Source organism: Bradyrhizobium sp. AUGA SZCCT0160 (assembly GCF_018130105.1).
Lineage (GTDB): Bacteria > Pseudomonadota > Alphaproteobacteria > Rhizobiales > Xanthobacteraceae > Bradyrhizobium.
Genome location: NZ_JAFCMD010000012.1, coordinates 187,809 through 208,137, shown reverse-complemented (window position 1 = coordinate 208,137; position 20,329 = coordinate 187,809). Strand labels below are relative to the sequence as shown.

The window sequence follows — 20,329 nt, the reverse complement described above, 5'->3', positions numbered from 1 at the left end:
GATGCGTTAGGGTGTTCGGCGGCCAATGTCCAATGCCACCGCTGTCCGGTTTCCTAACAGGAAGGTTCAACGTGAGCAAAGCCAACAAATCCGAAAAAGTGTCCCCCGATCTCGATACGCCGACCGATCTGCCGCAGGCCGCGGTGGACAAGATTTCGGCGTCGCTCAACGTGCTGCTGGCCGACGCCTTCGCACTCTACATGAAGACCAAGAATTTCCACTGGCACGTCTCCGGCCGGCATTTTCGCGACTACCATCTGATGCTGGACGAGCAGGCGGAGGCGATCTTCGGTACCACCGACCAGCTCGCCGAGCGGGTGCGCAAGCTTGGCGGCGTCACGCTGCGTTCGATCGGGCAGATCGCAAAGCTGCAGACCATTCAGGACAACAACGAGGCTTACGTCCCGCCGCGCGAAATGCTGCGCGAATTGATGGAGGACAACAAGCACATGGCCGCCGCCATGCGCAAAGCCCACAAGCTTTGCGACGACCACGAAGATACCGGCACCGCGCAGTTGCTCGAATTGTTCGTCGACGAGACCGAGCGCCGCACCTGGTTCCTGTTCGAAGCCAGCCGTCAGGAAAGCGCCAACGCGGCGTGAGATTGCTTCTCCCCTTGTGGGAGAAGGTGGCGCGAAGCGCCGGATGAGGGGTTCTCTCCTCACGATAAATCTTACTGTGTGGATAGAACCCCTCATCCGTCGCGCTTCGCGCGCCACCTTCTCCCACAAGGGGAGAAGGGAAAAGAGTATGCCGCTAAATCCTGTGCTTCAGCACCTCTTTCTTGAACTGCAGCCCGTGTCCGGGCCGCTCCGGCGCGGTGATCATGCCGTTAGCGATCTCGGGCGGATCGACCCAGAGGTCGTCGATCAGCCCCATGTTCTCGCACCAGATGCCGTTCGGGATCGAGGCCAGGAGGTGCACGTTGAGTTCGGGAAACAGATGCGGCGCGATGGTGATGCCCCAGGTGTCTGCAAGGGCTGCGATCTTGCGCAGGTCCGTCATGCCGCCGCGCATCGGGTCGGGCTGCAGGATCGGCAGGCAGGGATTGATAAAGAACGGCCTTAGATCGTAGCGCGTGAAATGGGTCTCCCCGCCGACGACGCGCATGTCGAGCGCTGCGGCAATGCGCTGGTAGCCGGCGAAATCGTCGGCCGGCACCGGCTCCTCGAGCCAGTAGATATCGTACTTTTCGAATTTGCGTCCCATCTCGATCGCGACGTCGGCGCTCCAGCCCATGTTGACGTCGATCATGATGTCGATGTCGGGCCCGAGCGCCTCGCGCATGCGGCGTACATTATCGAGGTCCTGCGCGGGCGTGTGCACATGCGCGACCTGCATCTTGATCGCCTTGTAGCCCTGCTTCACGAAGTGTAGCGCCTTCTCGATCATGCCGTCGCCGCCGGCGCTGCGGAAGCAGCCCGAGCCGTAGATCGGGATTTCCGAGCGATAATGGCCCCACAACCGGTGCAGCGGCAGGCCGGCGCGCTTGCCCACCGCATCCCACAGCGCGATGTCGATCGCCGACATCGCCATCGCGGCGATGCCGCCGCGGCCATAGGTCATCGTCGCCGTCCACAGATCGCGCCAGATCGCCTCGATCGCGGTGGCGTCCTTGCCCTTCACGCGCGGGATGATGCACTCGTCGAGGCACGCCGCGATCGACTTCATGCCCGGGCGGAACACGAACAGATAGCCCATGCCGGTGACGCCGCCTGCGGTCTCGACTTCGCAGATCAGGATGTCGCGCGTCGGGCCCAGCGCGTGTCCCTTGAGCGAGGGATCGTCGGCCCAGGGCAGGCGCAGCATCGTCACGGTGATGTCGCGGATGGTCATGTCTGGGTTGGCTGTCATTGGACGTTTCCCTGTGCGGGCCGGATCACGTTGGCCTGATCTCGGACAGGGAAAGTCAATCACATAACGGCGGCGCTGATCCAGCGCTGCGCGTCATGCCTCCAATGCGGGGACCTTATTTTGTCGCCCTCTCCCCTTGTGGGATCGAGACGAGCGAAGCTCGCTCTTGGGGTGGCTTCGCGAAGCGAAGACGGGTGAGGGGTTCTCTCCTCGCGGCAAGATTTCCAGATGCGGATAGAAACCCCTCATCCGGCGCTTCGCGCCACCTTCTCCACAAGGGGAGAAGGAAGGAAGTGTCAGCCGCGCTTCCACAGTTTTACAAGCGGTCCATTCGTCCCCATCACCGGATCGGACTTCGGCAGCTTCACATTCGGAATCGTCTTCAACGCCTTGGCGTGATTCTCCGGCGTCGCGCGCGTGATTTCGGCCGGCGGTCCCGGTGGATAGGCGCCGACGACGGAGAAATCAGCGCTCGACGACAGGCATTGATGGCCGGTGCCGGCGGGCAGGATCGCGACGTCACCGGCCGCGATCGCAAGGTCCGTGCCATTGTCGCCGCCGAACCGAACGACGGCGTTGCCACGGGCGACGCCGAGCACTTCGTGCACGGTGGCGTGGTAGTGCAGATAATCATAGACGCCGTTGCGCCACATCGCGCCCCAGCCATTGGCGCCGAACAGGCCCTCGATGGTCTTTTCGGGATGATCGTTGTCGACGTCGATCGCGCGCTTGTAGACCAGGAACGGCATCTTGCTGTTCGGCACCAGGCCGTCATCGACGAAGTCGAAGGTGAGCGGCTGAAGGTCTTCGCGGACGACGGACATGATCGTTCTCCCACGTACAAACCATACGTCGGGATTCAACCGCTGTCAGGGCCTCGCGTTCCCTTGGCTCATGCTTTCGGGATTTCAAACACCAGACAGGTCGTGGTGGCGTGGGCGAGCAGGCGGCCCTTGGAATCGGTGATGCGCGCTTCTGCGGTGGCGGCGCGGCGGCCGACGCTGAGTGTGCGGCCTTCCGACTTCACAGGGCCGGTGTCCTTGGTCATGCCCTTGATGAAGGAAATCTTGAATTCCAGCGTGGTGTAGCCGGTGCCGGCCGGCAGCGTGGTGTGGACGGCGAGCCCCATCGCGGAATCCAGCAGGATCGCGGCGTAGCCGCCATGCACCGAGCCGATCGGGTTGTAGTGCCGGAAGCCCGGCACGCTGTGAAAGGTCACGACGCCGTTCTCGGCGGTGGAATCGAACGGCTCGACATTCTCCATGATCGGCGGCGCCGGCAATTTGCCCTCGAAGATCGCGCGGACGAATTCGAGACCCGTCATCGACGCCATCATGCTGGTCGGCGTCACGCCGTATTCGACCTTGGGGGCGGGGGCGGTGTCCATTGGGCGGTTCCTGTTTAATATTACCGACATCATACTAAGACTTTAGACGGCAATCCAGTGACAGATTGTCATATGCGGACGACAGATTGTCATGCCCGGACTTGATCCGGGCATCCATCAATCTTCAAAGTGGATGGATTGCCGGGTCAAGCCCGGCAATGACGGTGGCGCTTACGCCCGCTTCTTCGCCCGCATCAGATCCGCGAACCGCTTGAACAGGTAATGCGAATCCCGCGGCCCGGGCGAGGCTTCCGGGTGGTACTGCACGGAAAATACCGGCTTGCCGTCGAGCTGGATGCCGCAATTGGAGCCGTCGAACAGCGAGATGTGGGTCTGCGTGGCGCCCTTGGGCAGCGTGTCCTGGTCCACCGCAAAGCCGTGGTTCATGGACGTGATTTCCACCTTGCCGGTGGTCTCGTCCTTGACCGGATGATTGGCGCCGTGATGGCCCTGATGCATCTTCTTGGTCCTGGCGCCGACGGCGAGGCCCAGCATCTGGTGGCCGAGACAGATGCCGAAGGTCGGCGTTCCCGAATCGATCACCTGCTTGATCACGGGCACCGCGTATTTGCCGGTCTCGGCGGGATCGCCGGGGCCGTTGGAGAGAAACACGCCGTCCGGCTTCATCGCCAGAATGTCTTCGGCTGATGTCGTCGCCGGCACCACCGTGATCTTGCATCCCTCGCCGGCGAGCAGCCGCAGGATGTTGCGCTTGATGCCGTAGTCGATCGCGACCACGTTGAATTCGGGCGCGGTCTGGCGGCCAAAGCCCTTTTCCCAGCCCCACGGCGTCTCGTCCCAGGTGAAGCGCTGGGCGGAAGTTACCATCGGCACCAGGTCCATGCCTTCGAGGCCGGGCCATTCGCGCGCTTCTTCCTTGAGGCCGTGCAGGTCGAACTTGCCGTCCTTGGCGTGCGCGATCACGGCATTCGGCATGCCCTTGGAGCGGATCAGCGCGGTCAGCGCGCGGGTGTCGATGCCGGAAAGGCCGATGATGCCGCGCGCCCTCAGCCATCCGTCGAGATGTTTCGCCGAGCGGTAGTTCGAAGGATCTGATATGGCGGAGCGCAGGATCACGCCGCGCGCGCCCGGCGTCGCCGCCATGTTCACCGTCTCGATATCCTCGTCGTTGGTGCCGACGTTGCCGATATGCGGGAAGGTGAAGGTGATGAGCTGCCCGGCATAGGAGGGATCGGTGAGGATCTCCTCATAACCGGTCATCGCGGTGTTGAAGCAGACTTCGCCGACCGCCTGGCCTTCCGCGCCGAGGCCAAAGCCTTCCAGCACGGTGCCATCGGCGAGCACGAGGAGCGCGGTCGGTTTGAGGTCCGGCCAGGCTGACGAGTTTTCAGGGATTGTCATGAGCGCATTACATAGTCGGCGTACCCCGCCGCGTGAACCCCCAAAAACGCGGATTCACACGCGTTTCACTGCATATTTGACAGGCTGTGCCACCAGCCTAATCTGGAGTTCCCATTTCAGAGCGTTTTCGAGCGAAGTGGACGCCGGTTCGCGTCAAGAAAACGCGTCAAAACAAGAAGCTAGGGCCGCTTTTCACCCCAAGGCGCCCAATCAGGAGTCCGCATGGACAATACGATGCCGATCCTGCTCGTTCCGGGTCTTGCGTGCTCGCCGCGGCTCTTTGGCCCCGTGGTGCCGGCCCTCTGGCAGTTGGGGCCGGTGACAGTCGCCAATCACAAGCGCGACGACAATATGGGCGCCATCGCCCGGCGGATCCTGGCCGAAGCGCCGCCGCGCTTTGCGCTCGCCGGGCATTCCATGGGCGGCTACATCGCCTTCGAGATCATGCGACAGGCCCCCGAGCGGGTGGCGAAGCTGGCGCTGATCAGCACCCAGGCGCGGCCCGACACCGGCGAAGCGACGACGCGCCGCCAGGGCATGATTGCCCGCGCCAAAGGCGGCGAATACCGCGCCGTGCTCGACGAGCTGTTTCCCGGCTTCGTGCACCCGTCGCGGCAGGGCGATGCCGCGCTACGCCAGCTGGTCCAAGACATGGGCGACGATATCGGGCCGGAAGGGTTCGTCCGCCAGCAGACCGCCGTGATCGGGCGGCCGGATTCGCGCCCCACGCTGGCGTGGATCAGGTGCCCGACGCTGGTGCTGACCGGCGACCAGGACAACACCATCCCGAACTCGCTCTCGATGGAGATGGCGAGCGGCATTCCCGGGGCCAAACTGGTGGTGCTGGCCAATTGCGGTCACCTGCCACAGGTGGAAGCGCCGCAGGAGACCGCCGACGCGCTGACGGAATGGCTTCGGGGCTAGGTTGTTTCGAGAGCGCGAACAGCCTAGATCAGGGCTCTGATAGCCGAAGGATACGAACATGCTGCGCGACGACATCAACAATGCGGTCAAGGACGCGATGCGGGCCAAGGACGAGCGCAAGCTGTCCACGCTGCGCATGGTCAATTCGACGATCAAGAACGCCGACATCGCCGCACGCGGGGAGGGCAAGCCGCCGCTCAGCGATGCCGACCTGCTCGGCGTGTTCCAGAAGATGATCAAGCAGCGCCAGGAATCCGTCGAACTCTACGACAAGGGCGGCCGCGCCGAACTCGCCGCGCAGGAGCGCGAGGAGATCGCGGTGATCTCCGCTTATTTGCCGAAGCAGATGTCGGAAGATGATGTGAAGGCGGCGATATCGGCCGCGGTCACTGAAACCGGCGCCGCCGGGATCAAGGACATGGGCAAGGTGATCGCGGTGCTGAAGGCGAAATACGCCGGCCAGATGGATTTTGGCAAAGCCAGCGGATTGGTGAAGGCCGCGCTCGCGGGATGAGTGGATATCTCATTGGATGTCGTCCCGGCGAAGGCCGGGACCCATAGCCACCGGCGGTAATTGTTTTTACGCGCTGGTGGTTGTCTTTCTTCTCCAACAACCCCTGCCGCGGAGTATGGGTCGCGGCCTTCGCCGGGACGACGCAAAAATTCGAGGGCCTCTCCGCCATGCTCACCGAAGCCTCCGACTACGAAACCCTGTACCGCAACTTCCGCTGGGATATCCCGGCGCGGTTCAACATCGCGACCGCGTGCTGCGACCGTCATGCCGACGGCTCTGGCCGCCTCGCGCTGATCTATATCGACGAGGACGGCACCGCCACCAAGACCTCGTTCGACGAGGTTGCGGACCTGTCGCGGCGCTTCGCCAATGTACTTGAGGCCGATGGCCTCGTGCGCGGCGACCGCGTCGCGGTGTTTCTGTCGCAATCGCTGGAATTGCCGATCGCGCATTTGGCGGCGTTTCGCTCCGGCCTGATCTCGATTCCCCTGTTCGCGCTGTTCGGCGAGGACGCGCTGGAGTTTCGTCTCGGTAATTCCGAGGCCAAAGCTGTCATCACCGACGAGGCCGGCTGGGACAAGCTCGCAAAGATCCGCGACCGCCTGCCCGAGCTGAAGACCATCTATGTGATCGGCGATCGCGCGCCCGCGGGTACCAAGCCGTTCTGGTCTTCGTTGAAAGCCGCATCACCGGATTTTACGACCGTCGATACGTCGGCCGACGATCCCGGCCTGATCATCTACACCTCGGGCACCACGGGAAATCCCAAGGGCGCGCTGCATGCGCACCGCGTCGTGCTTGGCCATCTGCCCAATGTCGAGATGTGCCACGACTTCATTCCAAAACCCGGCGACCTGATGTGGACGCCGGCGGACTGGGCCTGGATCGGCGGGCTGATCAACGGACTGTTTGCCTTCTGGTATCACGGCGTGCCGCTGGTCGGGCACCGCGCGCGCAAATTCGAGCCGCAGGCGGCGATGGCGGTCATGGCCGAGCACGGTATCCGCAACGTGTTCCTGCCGCCGACGGCGCTGAAACTGATGCGGCAGGCCGGCGTGAAGAACGCGGGCGTAAAGCTTCGCAGCATCTTCACCGGCGGCGAGTCGCTGGGCGGCGAACTGCTCGACTGGGTGCGCGCTACTTTCGGCGTCGATGCCCATGAAGTGTTCGGCCAGACCGAATGCAATCTCGTCATCGGCAGCAATTCCAAACTGTTTCCAATCAAGCCGGGTTCGATGGGCCGGGCGACGCCCGGTTTTGACGTGCGCATCGTCAACGACCAGGGCGAGGAGCTGCCGCGTGGTACCCGCGGCGTCATCGGCGTTCGCCAGCCTTGTCCGTGCACCATGATCGAATATTGGCGCAATCCGGAAGCGACGGCGAAGAAGTATGCCGGCGAGTTTTTGCTGACCGGCGATCTCGGCGTGCAGGATGAGGACGGTTACTTCTGGTATGTCAGCCGCGAGGACGACGTCATCACCACGGCCGGCTATCGCGTCGGTCCGTCGGAGATCGAGCACACGCTGATGAAGCACCCGGCGGTGGCGATGTCGGCGGTCGTTGGTATTCCCGATCCGATCCGTACCGAATCGATCAAGGCCTGGATCGTGCTGCGTCCGGGCTTTACGCCCAGTGACGCGCTGGCGCGCGAGATCCAGGAATTCGTGAAAGTGCAACTCGCCGCCCACGAATATCCGCGCTTCGTGCAGTTCGCGGAAAGCCTCCCGATGACCGCGACCGGCAAGGTGCTTCGACGCGAATTGCGGGCGCTCGGGTAACCTCTCCTCAAGCAAATTCTATGCGGTAGGAAAATGCAAAAAACTGTGCCTCACGCCGCGGGCTTGCACCGCGCCTCGCTCAAGAAACTCCATGATTTGGACGCGGCGCTGGAGCTGATGTATTACGGCTGGCGCGGGATGACGCTTTCCGCCGATCAGTATCTTGCGACCCTTGGCCTGTCGCGCCCGCACCACCGCATTCTCTACGTGGTTGCCAGGCAGCCCGACGTGTCGATCGGCTCGCTGATTGAAATTCTCGGCATATCCAAACAAGCCCTGAACCGGCCGCTCAGCCTGCTGCTGGAGCGCAAGATGCTGACCTCGAGGCGGTCGCCCGAGCAGCATCGCTCCAAATTGCTGCGGCTGACGGAAGCAGGAAAACGCACGGAACAACGGGCATCGGACTACGAGCGCAAGGTCGTGAGCGAGGCGTTCGATCGTGTCGGCCCGCGTGGCGCTGCCGCGTGGATGGCCGTCATGGGGGCTATCGCCGACAGCAATTGATTTCTAAGGTCAATATAGTTGACTTGAAGATCGTGCCGTGACAACTTTCTCTGCAGTGATGCCGAGGAGGTGCGGGAGCTTGAGCAAACAGACGATGGACCGGGCCGCCGCCGGACGCTTTGTCGAGGCGTGGTGCGCAAGCTGGTGCAAGGTTGATATCGACGCTGTCGTCTCGCACTTTGCCGACGACGCGGAGATGCGTTCCCCCTTGGCCCTCAAACTGACGGATTCTCCTGTGGTCGCGGGCCTTGAGAACATTCGCGCCTACTGGCGCAAGGCTTACGGACACATCGAGAGCGCCGATCTGAAAATCCTGAGCTGGAGCTGGGACGATACGATCGCGCGCCTGACGGTCTGGTGGCAACTGGGCGACACGCGCGCCAGCGAGTTCATGGACTTCGACGCTGCCGGCCGTGTGGTGCGCAGCGAGGCCTTCTACGGAAAATAGCCATGTACGGAAAGTAACGATGCGATTTTCGGATTTCGTCCTGCTGCTCAACACACTCTGGTTCGGCGGCGCCTTCATCCAGTTCAGCATTGCCCAGAGCAATACGCTGAAAATACTGGTGCCGCGGGAAGAGCGCGGAAATCCGATCGCGCCGACCCTATCGGCCAGCGTGGCGTTCCTGGGCGGGATCAATCTGCCAATCGGCCTGCTGTCGCTGTATCTGCTGGCCCGGCCGCCCTTCTTTGGGGCCGCTGACGCGCAGCTTGCGTTATTCCTGTTCTTTGCCGCGTGCCACTTCAGTCAGTTCGCCTATAACCTTCCGGTCCTGATGCGCGGGGGACGCGTCGGGGTGGCGTACTGGCCGGTGTTGAAGGGCCCGATGCTCCGGATATTTGTCATCGACGCGATCCTGTTCGTGGCAAATCTAGTCGTGGTCTTCCTGCTGCTGTCCTCCTAGCCGCTCAACTCCCCTTCAACGCACGCCGCAGCATCAGCGCCAGGTCGTTTCGCCGGTACGGCTTGTTCAAAATTTTCGCTTCGCTGTCGAGGCTGTCGAGCGGCTGGACCGGATGTTCGGTGTGGCCGGAAGTGAAAAGCACCTTGAGTTCTGGCCGCAGCCGGGATGCTTCCCTGGCAAGCTCTGGTCCGAAGATGCCGCCGGGCATCACCACATCCGTAAACAGCAGATCGATCTCGCTGCGTTGGCGCAATACCTCCAGCGCCTCGCGGCCGTTGCGTGTCACGATGACGCGATAACCAAGCTCCTTCAGCTCCTTTTCAACATACGCGCGCACCAGATCATTGTCCTCGACAACGAGAATGGTCTCGGTGCCGGCATGTGCGGCGAGCTGGTCAGCGGGCGGCGCGGCGCCTCTGTGCGGGGCATTGATGCGGGGGAAGAAAAGCCTGACGGCGGTGCCGCGTCCCGGCTCGGAGCGTATTTGCATCGCGCCGCCGGATTGTTTTGCAAACCCATAGACCATGCTGAGGCCGAGACCGGTGCCTTTGCCCACCTCCTTGGTGGTAAAGAACGGTTCGAAGGCGCGGCTGGCCACTTCGGCAATCATACCGCTGCCGGTATCGGTCACGGCCACCTCGACGTAATCGCCGGGCCGCGCCTCGCCATTGACGTCGAGGTCGGATTCATCGAGCGCGATGTTGCGCACCTCGACCGTCAGCTTGCCGCCCTGCGGCATCGCATCGCGCGCGTTGAGCACCAGATTGAGCAGCGCGGACGCCAACTGACCGGGATCGACGCTGGCGCGCCACAAGTCCCGATCGAGCAGGAACTCGCATTCGATATGTTCGCCCAGGGTCCGCCGCAACAATTGTTCCATGCCGAGAATTTTCTGGCCGATGTCGATGTCCTGCGGCGTCAATGGCTGCTTGCGTGCGAAGGCGAGCAGGCTCCTTGTGAGGTCCGAGCCGCGCTCGGCGGCGGTGGCGATGCTGTCGGCGATGGTGTGCAGTTCCCGGTTCGCGGCCAGCTTCTCGGCGAGGTATTCCGCGTTGCCCAGGATGACGGTCAAGAGATTGTTGAAATCGTGCGCAACACCGCCGGTGAGTTGACCCATCGCCTCCATCTTCTGGGATTGACTGAGCTTTTGATTGAGCTCGTCGATGGCGGCGCGCTGCCGCTCGAGCGACTCGGCGGTGCCGTTGAGCAGCGTCATCAGTCCGCCCAGTTCGCCGCCTGGGTGTGGCTCGGGAATCCGCGCGCTCAAATCGCCAAGGCCGAGCCGCCGCGCCATCCCGGCGAGCCGTCCGACCTGACGGCCGACGCCCAATGTCGCCAGCAGCCAGACGCCTGCGAGCAGCAGCAGCGAGGCCACCGCTAGCATCGCCAGATCCTCGTAGACGCGGCGGTTGGCGGCGGCAACCAGGCCGTCCTTGCGCAGCCCCACCATGATATAGAGGCCGGCGTCCCGGATCGAAGGCGAGCGGGCGACGGCCCATACATGCGTCCGGCCCTCAGCGTCTTGCATCTCGTGGAAGGGTTCGTGATTTGCTGCGGCCGCAAACCGGAACAGGTCCGAGTTTGCGATCGATGCGCCGGCGGGCATGGTCCACCCCTTTCCCTGCGGGGCGACCAGGACGGTGCCTTTCCTGTCAACCAGCAGCACATCCTTGCCGTTCAGCAGGCGCTTGTCGTACTCGGCGAATTTGCGCAAGTTGAACGACGCCAGCAGGATGAATTTCAGATCGCCGGATTCCGAGCGGGTGGGGTACGCGATCTGCAGCACGGAGGTCCCGGTCAGCCGGCCGAACACCGGCTCCAGCGTGACGATACCGTGCGCGGTCAGGGCCTGTTTGAAATAGGCACGATCCCGCAAGTCGAGGGTGCGGTTGGTCCGCAGCGAGTCGCAGAACAGGGCGCCGTCAGGTGTGATGGTCAGGATGCCGGTGAACTGCGGGTATTCCTCGCGCACCGCGGAGAGGAAGGCCGAACAGGCCGCCTTGTCTGACGTGTCGAGGTCGCGGGCGCGGGCCAGACCGTAGTGAAGCTGCGCCGTGCCCTGAATTTTCTCGTCCAGATCCCTGGAAATATCATCGGCCGTTGCCGACAAATTGGCGAGCGCCGCGTTGATTTCGCTGGCGCGATTTTGGGCGAAGCGCAGTCCCACGAGGATGGCCGGCACCAGCATGGCCGCGATAACGAGTATCAGTAGCCGGGTGCGCAGGCTCATCGGTCTGTAATTTTCGAGCTCGAATCAGACAGTTTCATTTTTAACTAATAATGTGCGGCAATCGTGTGCCGCTCCGTCCGCCGGGGATGGCAAATGCCCCTTGCGAAAAACCGGGCCGGCAGTTTTCAAATGGCTTCTATTGGAGTCCCTCGGAGCGACCCTACAGACTCTGGTCGGCTATCGCAATCAGGGCGGGTGACAAGGGAAGGAACGTGCTGCGGTTAACAGGGCTGGCGTCAACTCCACCGTCGTCCCGGCCTTGAGCCGGGACCCAAACGCCGCGGCCCATCGGTGAGAGCCCAGGTGTTGATACCTTCCTCGACAACGAACGCCGCGGAGTATGGGGTCCCGGCTCAAGGCCGGGACGACATCAAGGCGTCCCGATCCCCATCGCCTTCAGCGCGTCCAGCATGCGCTGCGGCGGCGCCATCTTGATCGCGAGCGGCTGACCCGTCTCCAGCACGCTCTTGAGGCTGGAGAGGATCGCCGGCCAGCCCTGGCGGCCGCCGGAGAGGATATCTTCGCTGATGACGCGGTCGTGCGATTGCAGCATTGTCAACTTCACCGCCTCGCCCGCTTGTTCGATCTCGTACGTCACCAGCGTCGGCCCAAGCTTTTCGATCAGCGCCGGCCAGTTGACGTTGAAGGTGACGGTCAGCCGCCTCGGTGGATCGCATTCGATCACCTCGCCGCTGATATGCAGCGCGCCATCAGGCGTACGCACGGTGTAGGCGCCGCCGAGCTTCAGATCGACTTCGACGGCATGGCCGAAGAAATATTTTCTGCTGAACTCCGCCGTCGTCAGCGTCTGCCAAACCTTCTCGGGGGTCGAGGCGATGTAGATCGTGTAGACGATCGCGGGTTTGAATTTGTCGATGTTCATGACGCGCCCTCGATGCCGAGGCGGGCGACGAATTCCACCTTACTCATCACGCTTCTCCAATTGCCGTTTCAATTCGCTGAGCGCGGTGAGCTTGCCGCGCTCGAATTTTTTGATCCAGCGTTCGCCGATCTGATGGATCGGAACCGGGTTCAGATAGTGCAGCTTCTCGCGGCCATGCCTTAACGTGGTGACGAGGTTGGCCGCTTCGAGGATTCCAAGGTGCTTGGTCACGGCCTGCCGCGTCATGGCGAGGCCGTCGCATAGTTCGCCCAATGTTTGTCCGTTCCTGGCATGAAGCCTGTCCAGCAGCGCGCGTCGCGAGGCATCGGCCAGCGCTCGGAAGACTTCATCCATGGCGGGGATAATAGGCAACCAAATGGTTGCATGTCAAGGTCTGCTAGGCGCGTTGGTAATGCGATGGAAGGACGGTGAGGCTGCTTTTCTTCCCTTCTCCCCTTGTGGGAGGAAGGTGGCGCGAAGCGCCGGATGAGGGGTTCTATCCTCGCCGCAAGATTTTACCGTGAGGAGAGAACCCCTCATCCGGCGCGCTTCGCGCGCCACCTTCTCCCACAAGGGGAGAAGGAAGAATGCACCGCTTCCATCTCCCCCGCTCACGTGCATAAATGGCGTAAGCTCCCTCCCATCCCGAGTTCCATCATGTCCCTCCAGGTCTATCTCGCTTTCGTCGCTGCCTGCATCGCGCTGGCGTTGCTGCCAGGTCCGGTGGTCACGCTCATCATCGCCAACGGCCTGCGCCACGGCACCCGCGCCGCCCTGATCAATGTCGCCGGCGCCCAGGTCGGCCTTGCCATCGTGATCGGCATCGTCGCGGTCGGCCTGACCTCGCTGATGGCGACGATGGGCTACTGGTTCGACTGGGTGCGTTTCGCCGGTGCGGCCTATCTGATCTGGCTCGGCATCAAGCTGGTTCGTGAGCCGGTGGTGGGCATCAAATCAGACGAACCGCCACCGCCGCCGCGCGGCGGCTTCTTCCTGCAGGGCTTTCTGGTGCTGCTCTCGAATCCCAAGGTGCTGGTGTTCTTCGGCGCCTTCATCCCGCAGTTCATGGACATGAAGCAGGACCACTTCCCGCAAGTGGCGCTGCTCGGCGCGACGTTCATGGTGACCGCCGCCATGACCGACGCGGTCTATGCGCTGCTTGCCGGCCGGGCCCGGCTGTTCTTCTCGGCGGAGCGCACACGGCTGGTGTCGCGGATCTCGGGCGGCTTCATGATCGGCGGCGGCATCTGGCTGGCGCTGACAAGGGCAAAATAGCACGCCTCGGTGGCTTCATCCTTCGAGACGGCCGCGGTGCGGCCTCCTCAGAGTCTGACTCAAATGTCGCCAACGAAATAGGACTTTGTAGTGAAACTCTTCATGCCCGGCCTTGTGCCGGGCATCCACGTCTTAGTTTCACTTAAGCAAGAAAGACGTGGATGGCCGGGACAAGCCCGGCCATGACGAGAAAGCGAATCATTTGCAGGCAGCTAGGAAGCGCCCGAAATTGCTGGCTGCTTTTTCGCTCAGCCTCTCAGGATGAGGTCTGAAGGATATTAGACCCTCATGGTGAGGAGCGCGCTCTTGCGCGCGTCTCGAACCATGAGGCCATTGGTGCGCGGCGGTAATCCGTTTGAACCGCGGCGTCTCGACCCCGCAGGGGGAGAGGGAACGCAGCTTAGGTGCGGCGACTGAAAACTAAATCACCTGCCGCGACCGAAAAATCGTCTCGACCTCACCAAGAATGCGCGCCAGCCGGTCGGCCCACGCTTTCTCGCCGGCCTGATCCGAAATCAGGTCCTGGCGAATTTCGATGCCGGTGTTCATCAGGCCGCGCGCCTCGGCGTGAACGGGAATGGTGTAGTCGGTCTGGTCGCTGACCGCGTAGGGTTCGTTGTCGCCGACCACCAGATCAGGCTCCGCGCGCAGCAATTGCAGCAGCAGCGGCGGCAATAGCTTGTCGCGCTGATAGAGCGTGCCGATGTGCCAGGGACGCGCGATGCCGGCATAGACCGGCGTGAAGCTGTGCAGTGAGATCAATATCGTCGGCATCTTCCGCTCTCGGCGCGCGTCGATGATCGCGCCGATACGGCGGTGATAGGGATCGAAGATCTGCGTTCGGCGCAGTTCCGCGGCTTCTCGCGCGATACCTTCATTGCCGGGGATCGTCGTGGTTTCGCTGATCAGCGGGATCGAGCTTGCGACATCAGGCGGGCGGTTGCAGTCGATCACCAGCCGCGAATAGCGCTGCGCGATCAGATGCGCGCCGAGATGTTTTGACAGCATCTCGGCGACCCCTGCGATGCCGATGTCCCATGCGATGTGCCGCACCAGTTCGCTCTCCGGCAATCCGAGATCGCCGAGCACGAGGGGAATCAAGCGGCCGTAATGGTCACAAGTGAGCAGAAACGGCGAGCGTCCCCCGGCATTATATTCGCGGACCGGGGGAACATCCTGAGATCCCAAGAGTAATGATGTGTCGCCGACGTCGTTCAAAACCATTTTTCCTTACGCATTGCCTATCGAAGCGGCATGTCGGCCTACAAATGAGCAGGTTTTTGTATAGATTAGCCGGCCCAGAATCACGATGATTGTTTGACGATGCCGTTACTCACGATTCATCACAAGACCGTATATCGCTACACGCACCCGGTGGCGTTCGGCGAACACCGCATCATGCTGCGTCCGCGCGACGGCCATGATCTGCGCGTGCTGTCCGGCAACCTCGCGATCGAGCCGCAGCCGATGCAGTTGCGCTGGATCCATGACGTGTTCGGCAACAGCGTTGCGATCGCAACCTTTGATGAGCGGGCCGAGACGCTGTCGTTCACCTCCACGGCCACCGTCGAGCACAACCCGGCCGAAGAGTTCGCGCTGACCGCTGATGATCCCGCCTATTTCTATCCGTTCCTGTACGACGAGGAGGAGTTTCCCGATCTTGTGCAGTTCATCACGCCGCAATATGGCGACCCGAATGGCGAACTGTCGGCATGGGCGCGCAGATTTCTCGACGCCGAAGGGCCGACGCCGACGTTCAATATCCTCAGCGGCATGACCCATGGCATCCGTGACGCCTTCACCTATCGCAAGCGCTACGAGCAGGGCACGCAGCACCCGCTCGATACGCTGCAGACCGGATCGGGCACCTGCCGCGACTATGCGCTGTTCATGATCGAGGCGCTGCGGCGGCTCGGCATCGCTGCGCGTTTCGTCTCCGGCTATCTCTTCATTCCCGGCGACCGTGCACACGGCTATGTCGGCGGCGGTTCGACCCATGCCTGGGTGCAGGTCTATCTGCCGAGCGCGGGTTGGATCGAGTTCGATCCGACCAATGGCATCATCGGCACCCGCGACCTCATTCGCGTCGCGGTGGCGCGCGATCCGCGCCAGGCCATTCCGCTGCACGGCGCCTATCTCGGCTCGGCGGATGCCTTCGTCGGCATGGAGGTCAATATCAACGTCGTCTCCGTCATTGACGAAGCGCAGGCGGAAAAGGTCTGATCATGGAGATCAAGGTCGGCTTCGAGATTGCCTATGCTGCCGTGCAGCCGACGCCGATGGTGATCATGCTCTCGATCCATCCGTCGCGGTTTTCCGACATCGTCGGCACGGAAAGCATTGTCGCCGAGCCTGACGTGCCGATCGGTTTTTATCGAGACATCTTCGGCAATGTCTGCGGACGGCTGGTGGCGCCCGCCGGCGGCGTGACCCTGCGCGGCAGCGCGCTGGTGCGCGATTCCGGCCTGCCCGATATTGTCATGCCGACCGCGCAGCAGATCCCGATCGACCAGTTGCCGGACGAGGTGCTGCAATATCTGATGCCGAGCCGCTATTGCGAAACCGACAAGCTTACCGACGTCGCCTGGTCGCTGTTCGGCAATACGCCGGAGGGCTGGGCGCGGGTGCAGGCGATCGTCGAGTTCGTCCATAACCACGTGACGTTCGGCTACCAGCACGCGCATCACATGAAGTCGGCGCATGACGTCTACGAGCAGGGCGCCGGCGTCTGTCGCGATTTTGCCCATCTGGCGCTGACGTTCTGCCGCTGCATGAACATCCCGGCGCGCTACTGCACGGGTTACATGGGCGATATCGGCATCCCCAGGGATCCCGCGCCGATGGATTTCTCCGGCTGGTTTCAGGTCTATCTGTCCGGCCAGTGGTACACCTTCGACGCCCGGCATAATCATCCGCGGATCGGCCGCATCCTGATGGGCACCGGCCGCGACGCCGCCGACGTCGCGCTGACCACGAGTTTTGGCCGGATGGATCTTGTGAAATTCGTCGTCGTGAGCGACGAGGTGGTGGTGGCTTAAGACGCGCACTCTCCGCCGTCATTGCGAGGAGCGGAGCGACGACGCAATCCATTCTTTCTTTGCGCGGCAAGATGGATTGCTTCGCTGCGCTCGCAATGACATGAAGGGCCATGATTTCAGATCGTCTGTTCGTCTACGGCACCCTGATGCGCGGCTTCGACCATCCGATGGCGAAGCTCTTGTCGCGCAGCGCCGATTTCATCGGCGAGGCCACGTGTCGCGGCCGGCTCTATCTCATCAAGCATTATCCGGGGCTGGTGCTGTCGGACGATCCTGCCGACACCGTGTCCGGTGAATTGTATCGCCTGCGCGACCGCGATGCGCTGCTCGGCGAGTTCGACATGTATGAGGCCTGCGGTCCGGGTTTTCAGGCGCCGACCGAATATGTGCGGCAGATGCTGAACGTCACGCTTCATGACGGCAGCGCGAGCGAGGCGTGGACCTACGTCTACAACTGGCCGGTCACCGGCCTGCCGCGCATCGCGTCGGGGAAGTTTCTGGAAACGCGCTCGTCATCCTGAGGTGCGAGCCTTGCGGTGCACTTGCACCGCTGGGCGAGCCTCGAAGGATGGGCCACGGGCGCTTCTCATCCTTCGAGGCGCGCAAGAGCGCGCACCTACGGGTGAACGCAATTGCGTTCATCCCGGGGATGACGCGGGAACGTGCGAAGGTTCAGCCTCTAACCCGCCCCCAGCGGCTCCTGCTCAAGCCGCACGTCAATCTCGCGCTCGACGTAACTCCATTCCTCGGTCGCGCGCAGCATCGCGACCAGTTCCTCGAACAGCGCTGAATTCGCCGGGTCGTATTCGAACCAGGTCAGGAAATCGAAGGGCTCGCCGAGGTCGCGGCAGTGATAGAGCTGGCGGGCGATCGCGGGGAGGTATTTCAGGCTGGCGGCGATATGCTGCGACTTGTCCTCGAAAATCCGGCGCCGCTCTTCCTGGGTCAGGTCCCACCACGCGGCATTCTTCTTGATCGGGATCAGCGCCGCGCGGGTCGCTTCGGGACGGCCGAGCCCGGCCTGCACCGCCACCAGCTTGTCCTTCTCGGCGCGCTCGGTATAGCGCACATGGCTCGCGACCCCGGCGAGCCGCCAGGAGGTCTGCGAGGGCAGGATCGGCAGCGCGATCGAGGCAGAATGGACGACCGACACCGCCGGCGTCAGCAACAGCTCGGCGCCCTTGACCGCGGCCTGCGACACCACCTGCCAGGCCCCGCTTTGCCCGCCTCTGAAGGTCGTGAACATGGGCCTATGGAAGCGTGGAACCGGGCCGGGTTCAAGATGTCATCCGGGGCATCCGGGATGGCGGGGCCTGTGAATAGCGGCGAGAAACCCAATACGTTTCGTATTTCCCGCCGCCCGCCCTGTATCCATGGCCGGTTGGCCGACTGCTAGAATCCGGCCCAGCGAATCAAGGCCCCAATTCACCCATGCGCTTTACGCCCCAATTCCTCGAAGAACTGCGCGCCCGGCTTCCGGTCTCCGAAGTCGTGGGGCGGCGCGTCAAGCTGAAGAAGGCGGGGCGGGAGTGGAAGGGGCTGTCGCCGTTTCAACAGGAGAAGTCGCCGTCCTTTACGGTCAACGACCAGAAGGGTTTTTACCACGACTTCTCCTCCGGCAAGCACGGCGACATCATCTCGTTTTTGATGGAGACCGAGGGCGTCGGGTTTACTGAGGCTGTCGAACGCCTCGCCTCGATGGCCGGCATGGCGCTCCCTGCGGTGACGCCGGATGCGGCAAGGCACGAGCAGCGCCGCAAGACGCTGTATGACGTGATGGAGCTCGCCGCCAAATTTTTCGCCGACACGCTGGCTTCGCGGGGCGGCGCCAAGGCGCGCGGCTATCTTGCCGACCGCGCGATCTCGCCGGCGACGCAGCTGCAGTTTCGCATTGGTTACGCGCCCGGCGATCGCTTTGCGCTGAAAGAATATCTCGGCGCGCAGGGCATCCCGACCGAGGACATGGTCGAGGCGGGGCTGCTCAACGGCGGCGAAGAAATTCCGGTGCCGTACGACAAATTCCGCGACCGCGTGATGTTTCCCATCACCGATGTGCGCAACCGCGTGATCGCCTTCGGCGGCCGGGCGCTGGAAAAGGACGTCCCCGCCAAATACATGAATTCGCCGGAAACCCCGCTGTTTCACAAGGGTGACAATCTCTACAACCTCGCCACCGCGCGGCAGGCAACGCATGACGGCGCGCCCTTGATCGTGGTCGAAGGCTATGTCGACGTCATCGCGATGGTCACGTCAGGCTTCAAAGCCAGCGTCGCGCCGCTCGGCACCGCGCTGACCGAAAACCAGCTGATGCTGCTGTGGAAGATGGTGGACGAGCCGATCCTTTGCTTTGACGGCGACAAGGCCGGCAAGAAAGCGGCGTGGCGCGCGGCTGATCTCGCGCTGCCGCATTTAAAACCCGGAAAGAGTCTGCGCTTTGCGCTGCTGCCCGAGGGACAGGACCCTGACGATCTCGCGCGCTCCGGCGGCCGCGCCGCGATCGAGGAAGTGATTTCGGCGGCGCGTGGTCTCGCCGATATCGTGTGGTCGCGCGAGATCGAAGGCGGCACCTTTGCAACGCCGGAGCGGCGCGCGGCGCTGGAAGCGCGGATCGGCGAACTCTCGAACGGCATCCGCGACGAAGTGGTGCGGCGCTATTATCGCCAGGATCTCTCCGAGCGGCTTCGCAACACCTTTGCGCCCGAAGGCGGCCGCGGCGGCTACGGCCGCGGCAATTTCGGCGGCGGAGGAAGGCCCGGCGAATCAGGCCGCCGTTTTGCCTCCCGCAGCTTCACCCCGGGCCCGGCGGGCCGGGCGGCGCCCTATGGCGGCCGCGGGCAGGCGGGCTCCGCCAGCCAGACCATCAACCGCGGCCCCTACCAGGCGGCGAGCCCCCAGCTCGCCAACAGCCCGATCATGCGCGGCCAGCGCAGCGCGATGTCCCGCCGGGAAGCGCTGATTTTGCAGTCCCTGATCAACCACCCATGGCTGCTGCACGACCATCTGGAGGAGGTGGCGGCCCTGGAACTGGCCCATCCGGAGGCCAACAAGCTCCGCGCCGGTATTATTGCGGCCTTTGCCGGCGACCATCACCATTCCCCCGATGTCGAAGAACAGGCCGAGAAAATGCGCGCCGATCTCGAAGCGCGCGGATTTTCGCAAGTTCTTCAACGGGTTGGCAGCGCGATCACGACCGGGGCGGTGTGGGGCGTGCAGATCGGCGCCGCCCGCGAGGACGTTCTTTCCACCTGGCAGCAACTCGTTGCCTTGCATCAGAAAACGCACGCCCTACTTAGGGAAAAGAAGGATGCCGAGCTGGCCCTGGGCGAGGAGTCCAGCGAGGCCAATCTGGCGTGGTTAAAGGACGTCAGCGCCCGTTTGGAGTCGCTCGACGGCACCGAGGCCCTGATTGAGGGTTTTGGCGAGCTTTCAGGCCGGTTCCGGCAAAGCGTCTGATTAAGCGTCAGATGAAAAAATGATGCGGACGGCTCGTGCCGGAGCCGTTAAAAGACTCGCCAAACCCATGGTTTGGCTGCAAAAACAGGGTTAAGCGAAGCTTAAGAGCCTTACGGCTAGTAGACATAACCGGCGAAACGGGGATTCGGGGTGGCGACAGTCTGCGCCGCCCTTTCCGCGTCGTGACTTACTTTTCGTATTGCAGGTGCGGCGGCCGCATCC

21 protein-coding genes are annotated in these 20,329 nt (G+C 62.9%); 12 read left to right on the top strand and 9 right to left on the bottom strand.

What is annotated here, in order from left to right; genetic code table 11:
* The first annotated feature begins 71 nt into the window (after positions 1–71).
* Complete coding sequence (locus JQ558_RS20635) at positions 72–602, top strand: Dps family protein (RefSeq protein WP_212275031.1); 531 nt, start codon at positions 72–74, stop codon at positions 600–602.
* Between the two features lie 154 nt (positions 603–756).
* Here the strand turns inward: JQ558_RS20635 and JQ558_RS20630 are convergent, their stop codons facing one another.
* The 4 genes from JQ558_RS20630 to carA all read right to left on the bottom strand — a co-directional run bounded on the left by JQ558_RS20630 (position 757) and on the right by carA (position 4,603).
* Positions 757–1,854, bottom strand: coding sequence for a mandelate racemase/muconate lactonizing enzyme family protein (locus JQ558_RS20630; RefSeq protein ID WP_212294721.1), 1,098 nt, complete (start codon positions 1,852–1,854; stop codon positions 757–759).
* 296 nt (positions 1,855–2,150) lie between these two features.
* Entirely contained in the window at positions 2,151–2,678 is a 528-nt protein-coding gene (locus tag JQ558_RS20625; protein ID WP_212294720.1) for a hypothetical protein, read from the bottom strand.
* Positions 2,679–2,746: 68 nt separating this feature from the next.
* Positions 2,747–3,241: a PaaI family thioesterase gene (locus JQ558_RS20620; protein WP_212294718.1), complete on the bottom strand. Its 495-nt coding sequence runs from the start codon at positions 3,239–3,241 to the stop codon at positions 2,747–2,749.
* Positions 3,242–3,412: 171 nt separating this feature from the next.
* On the bottom strand, positions 3,413–4,603 hold the full coding sequence (gene carA, locus JQ558_RS20615; protein WP_212294716.1) for a glutamine-hydrolyzing carbamoyl-phosphate synthase small subunit: 1,191 nt from the start codon (positions 4,601–4,603) through the stop codon (positions 3,413–3,415).
* A 222-nt stretch (positions 4,604–4,825) separates the two neighbouring features.
* Between carA and JQ558_RS20610 the strand changes: the two genes are divergently transcribed.
* From JQ558_RS20610 to JQ558_RS20585, 6 genes are all read left to right on the top strand, one after another.
* A complete protein-coding gene (locus tag JQ558_RS20610; RefSeq protein ID WP_212275027.1) occupies positions 4,826–5,527 on the top strand; it encodes an alpha/beta fold hydrolase in 702 nt (233 codons plus the stop codon).
* Positions 5,528–5,585: 58 nt separating this feature from the next.
* Positions 5,586–6,041 carry a GatB/YqeY domain-containing protein gene (locus JQ558_RS20605; protein ID WP_212207694.1) on the top strand — a complete coding sequence of 152 codons (456 nt, stop codon included), beginning with the start codon at positions 5,586–5,588 and terminating at the stop codon, positions 6,039–6,041.
* Positions 6,042–6,208: 167 nt separating this feature from the next.
* Positions 6,209–7,819 carry an acyl-CoA synthetase gene (locus JQ558_RS20600; RefSeq protein WP_212294748.1) on the top strand — a complete coding sequence of 537 codons (1,611 nt, stop codon included), beginning with the start codon at positions 6,209–6,211 and terminating at the stop codon, positions 7,817–7,819.
* A gap of 33 nt (positions 7,820–7,852) precedes the next feature.
* Positions 7,853–8,323, top strand: coding sequence for a MarR family winged helix-turn-helix transcriptional regulator (locus JQ558_RS20595; RefSeq protein ID WP_212207696.1), 471 nt, complete (start codon positions 7,853–7,855; stop codon positions 8,321–8,323).
* Between the two features lie 94 nt (positions 8,324–8,417).
* Complete coding sequence (locus JQ558_RS20590) at positions 8,418–8,771, top strand: nuclear transport factor 2 family protein (protein ID WP_212207817.1); 354 nt, start codon at positions 8,418–8,420, stop codon at positions 8,769–8,771.
* A gap of 19 nt (positions 8,772–8,790) precedes the next feature.
* A complete protein-coding gene (locus JQ558_RS20585; protein WP_212207697.1) occupies positions 8,791–9,228 on the top strand; it encodes a hypothetical protein in 438 nt (145 codons plus the stop codon).
* A gap of 4 nt (positions 9,229–9,232) precedes the next feature.
* Here JQ558_RS20585 and JQ558_RS20580 read toward each other — a convergent pair whose 3' ends face one another.
* The 3 genes from JQ558_RS20580 to JQ558_RS20570 all read right to left on the bottom strand — a co-directional run bounded on the left by JQ558_RS20580 (position 9,233) and on the right by JQ558_RS20570 (position 12,695).
* On the bottom strand, positions 9,233–11,458 hold the full coding sequence (locus JQ558_RS20580; protein ID WP_212294714.1) for an ATP-binding protein: 2,226 nt from the start codon (positions 11,456–11,458) through the stop codon (positions 9,233–9,235).
* A gap of 370 nt (positions 11,459–11,828) precedes the next feature.
* Positions 11,829–12,341 carry an SRPBCC family protein gene (locus JQ558_RS20575; protein WP_212294712.1) on the bottom strand — a complete coding sequence of 171 codons (513 nt, stop codon included), beginning with the start codon at positions 12,339–12,341 and terminating at the stop codon, positions 11,829–11,831.
* 39 nt (positions 12,342–12,380) lie between these two features.
* Entirely contained in the window at positions 12,381–12,695 is a 315-nt protein-coding gene (locus JQ558_RS20570; RefSeq protein WP_192736724.1) for a helix-turn-helix transcriptional regulator, read from the bottom strand.
* Positions 12,696–12,998: 303 nt separating this feature from the next.
* Between JQ558_RS20570 and JQ558_RS20565 the strand changes: the two genes are divergently transcribed.
* On the top strand, positions 12,999–13,616 hold the full coding sequence (locus JQ558_RS20565; RefSeq protein ID WP_212207701.1) for a LysE family translocator: 618 nt from the start codon (positions 12,999–13,001) through the stop codon (positions 13,614–13,616).
* A gap of 420 nt (positions 13,617–14,036) precedes the next feature.
* Here the strand turns inward: JQ558_RS20565 and JQ558_RS20560 are convergent, their stop codons facing one another.
* Complete coding sequence (locus JQ558_RS20560) at positions 14,037–14,840, bottom strand: N-formylglutamate amidohydrolase (RefSeq protein ID WP_212294710.1); 804 nt, start codon at positions 14,838–14,840, stop codon at positions 14,037–14,039.
* 99 nt (positions 14,841–14,939) lie between these two features.
* Between JQ558_RS20560 and JQ558_RS20555 the strand changes: the two genes are divergently transcribed.
* The 3 genes from JQ558_RS20555 to JQ558_RS20545 all read left to right on the top strand — a co-directional run bounded on the left by JQ558_RS20555 (position 14,940) and on the right by JQ558_RS20545 (position 17,175).
* Complete coding sequence (locus tag JQ558_RS20555; RefSeq protein WP_212207703.1) at positions 14,940–15,839, top strand: transglutaminase family protein; 900 nt, start codon at positions 14,940–14,942, stop codon at positions 15,837–15,839.
* 2 nt (positions 15,840–15,841) lie between these two features.
* A complete protein-coding gene (locus JQ558_RS20550) occupies positions 15,842–16,654 on the top strand; it encodes a transglutaminase family protein (protein ID WP_192736720.1) in 813 nt (270 codons plus the stop codon).
* A gap of 110 nt (positions 16,655–16,764) precedes the next feature.
* Positions 16,765–17,175 carry a gamma-glutamylcyclotransferase gene (locus tag JQ558_RS20545; protein WP_212294709.1) on the top strand — a complete coding sequence of 137 codons (411 nt, stop codon included), beginning with the start codon at positions 16,765–16,767 and terminating at the stop codon, positions 17,173–17,175.
* A gap of 158 nt (positions 17,176–17,333) precedes the next feature.
* Here the strand turns inward: JQ558_RS20545 and JQ558_RS20540 are convergent, their stop codons facing one another.
* On the bottom strand, positions 17,334–17,900 hold the full coding sequence (locus tag JQ558_RS20540) for a chlorite dismutase family protein (RefSeq protein ID WP_212294708.1): 567 nt from the start codon (positions 17,898–17,900) through the stop codon (positions 17,334–17,336).
* Between the two features lie 185 nt (positions 17,901–18,085).
* Here JQ558_RS20540 and dnaG point away from each other — a divergent pair, with 185 nt between their 5' ends.
* Positions 18,086–20,107, top strand: a complete 2,022-nt coding sequence (dnaG, locus tag JQ558_RS20535) for a DNA primase (RefSeq protein WP_212294707.1) — start codon at positions 18,086–18,088, stop codon at positions 20,105–20,107.
* Positions 20,108–20,329: the final 222 nt, after the last annotated feature.

Bases quoted from the DNA above. Each gene is read 5' to 3' on its own strand.
- JQ558_RS20630 (WP_212294721.1), bottom strand. From the start codon at position 1,854: ATGACAGCCAACCCAGACATGACCATCCGCGACATCACCGTGACGATG.
- JQ558_RS20625 (WP_212294720.1), bottom strand. From the start codon at position 2,678: ATGTCCGTCGTCCGCGAAGACCTTCAGCCGCTCACCTTCGACTTCGTC.
- JQ558_RS20620 (WP_212294718.1), bottom strand. From the start codon at position 3,241: ATGGACACCGCCCCCGCCCCCAAGGTCGAATACGGCGTGACGCCGACC.
- carA (WP_212294716.1), bottom strand. From the start codon at position 4,603: ATGACAATCCCTGAAAACTCGTCAGCCTGGCCGGACCTCAAACCGACC.
- JQ558_RS20610 (WP_212275027.1), top strand. From the start codon at position 4,826: ATGGACAATACGATGCCGATCCTGCTCGTTCCGGGTCTTGCGTGCTCG.
- JQ558_RS20605 (WP_212207694.1), top strand. From the start codon at position 5,586: ATGCTGCGCGACGACATCAACAATGCGGTCAAGGACGCGATGCGGGCC.
- JQ558_RS20600 (WP_212294748.1), top strand. From the start codon at position 6,209: ATGCTCACCGAAGCCTCCGACTACGAAACCCTGTACCGCAACTTCCGC.
- JQ558_RS20595 (WP_212207696.1), top strand. From the start codon at position 7,853: ATGCAAAAAACTGTGCCTCACGCCGCGGGCTTGCACCGCGCCTCGCTC.
- JQ558_RS20590 (WP_212207817.1), top strand. From the start codon at position 8,418: ATGGACCGGGCCGCCGCCGGACGCTTTGTCGAGGCGTGGTGCGCAAGC.
- JQ558_RS20585 (WP_212207697.1), top strand. From the start codon at position 8,791: ATGCGATTTTCGGATTTCGTCCTGCTGCTCAACACACTCTGGTTCGGC.
- JQ558_RS20580 (WP_212294714.1), bottom strand. From the start codon at position 11,458: ATGAGCCTGCGCACCCGGCTACTGATACTCGTTATCGCGGCCATGCTG.
- JQ558_RS20575 (WP_212294712.1), bottom strand. From the start codon at position 12,341: ATGAACATCGACAAATTCAAACCCGCGATCGTCTACACGATCTACATC.
- JQ558_RS20570 (WP_192736724.1), bottom strand. From the start codon at position 12,695: ATGGATGAAGTCTTCCGAGCGCTGGCCGATGCCTCGCGACGCGCGCTG.
- JQ558_RS20565 (WP_212207701.1), top strand. From the start codon at position 12,999: ATGTCCCTCCAGGTCTATCTCGCTTTCGTCGCTGCCTGCATCGCGCTG.
- JQ558_RS20560 (WP_212294710.1), bottom strand. From the start codon at position 14,840: ATGGTTTTGAACGACGTCGGCGACACATCATTACTCTTGGGATCTCAG.
- JQ558_RS20555 (WP_212207703.1), top strand. From the start codon at position 14,940: ATGCCGTTACTCACGATTCATCACAAGACCGTATATCGCTACACGCAC.
- JQ558_RS20550 (WP_192736720.1), top strand. From the start codon at position 15,842: ATGGAGATCAAGGTCGGCTTCGAGATTGCCTATGCTGCCGTGCAGCCG.
- JQ558_RS20545 (WP_212294709.1), top strand. From the start codon at position 16,765: ATGATTTCAGATCGTCTGTTCGTCTACGGCACCCTGATGCGCGGCTTC.
- JQ558_RS20540 (WP_212294708.1), bottom strand. From the start codon at position 17,900: ATGTTCACGACCTTCAGAGGCGGGCAAAGCGGGGCCTGGCAGGTGGTG.
- dnaG (WP_212294707.1), top strand. From the start codon at position 18,086: ATGCGCTTTACGCCCCAATTCCTCGAAGAACTGCGCGCCCGGCTTCCG.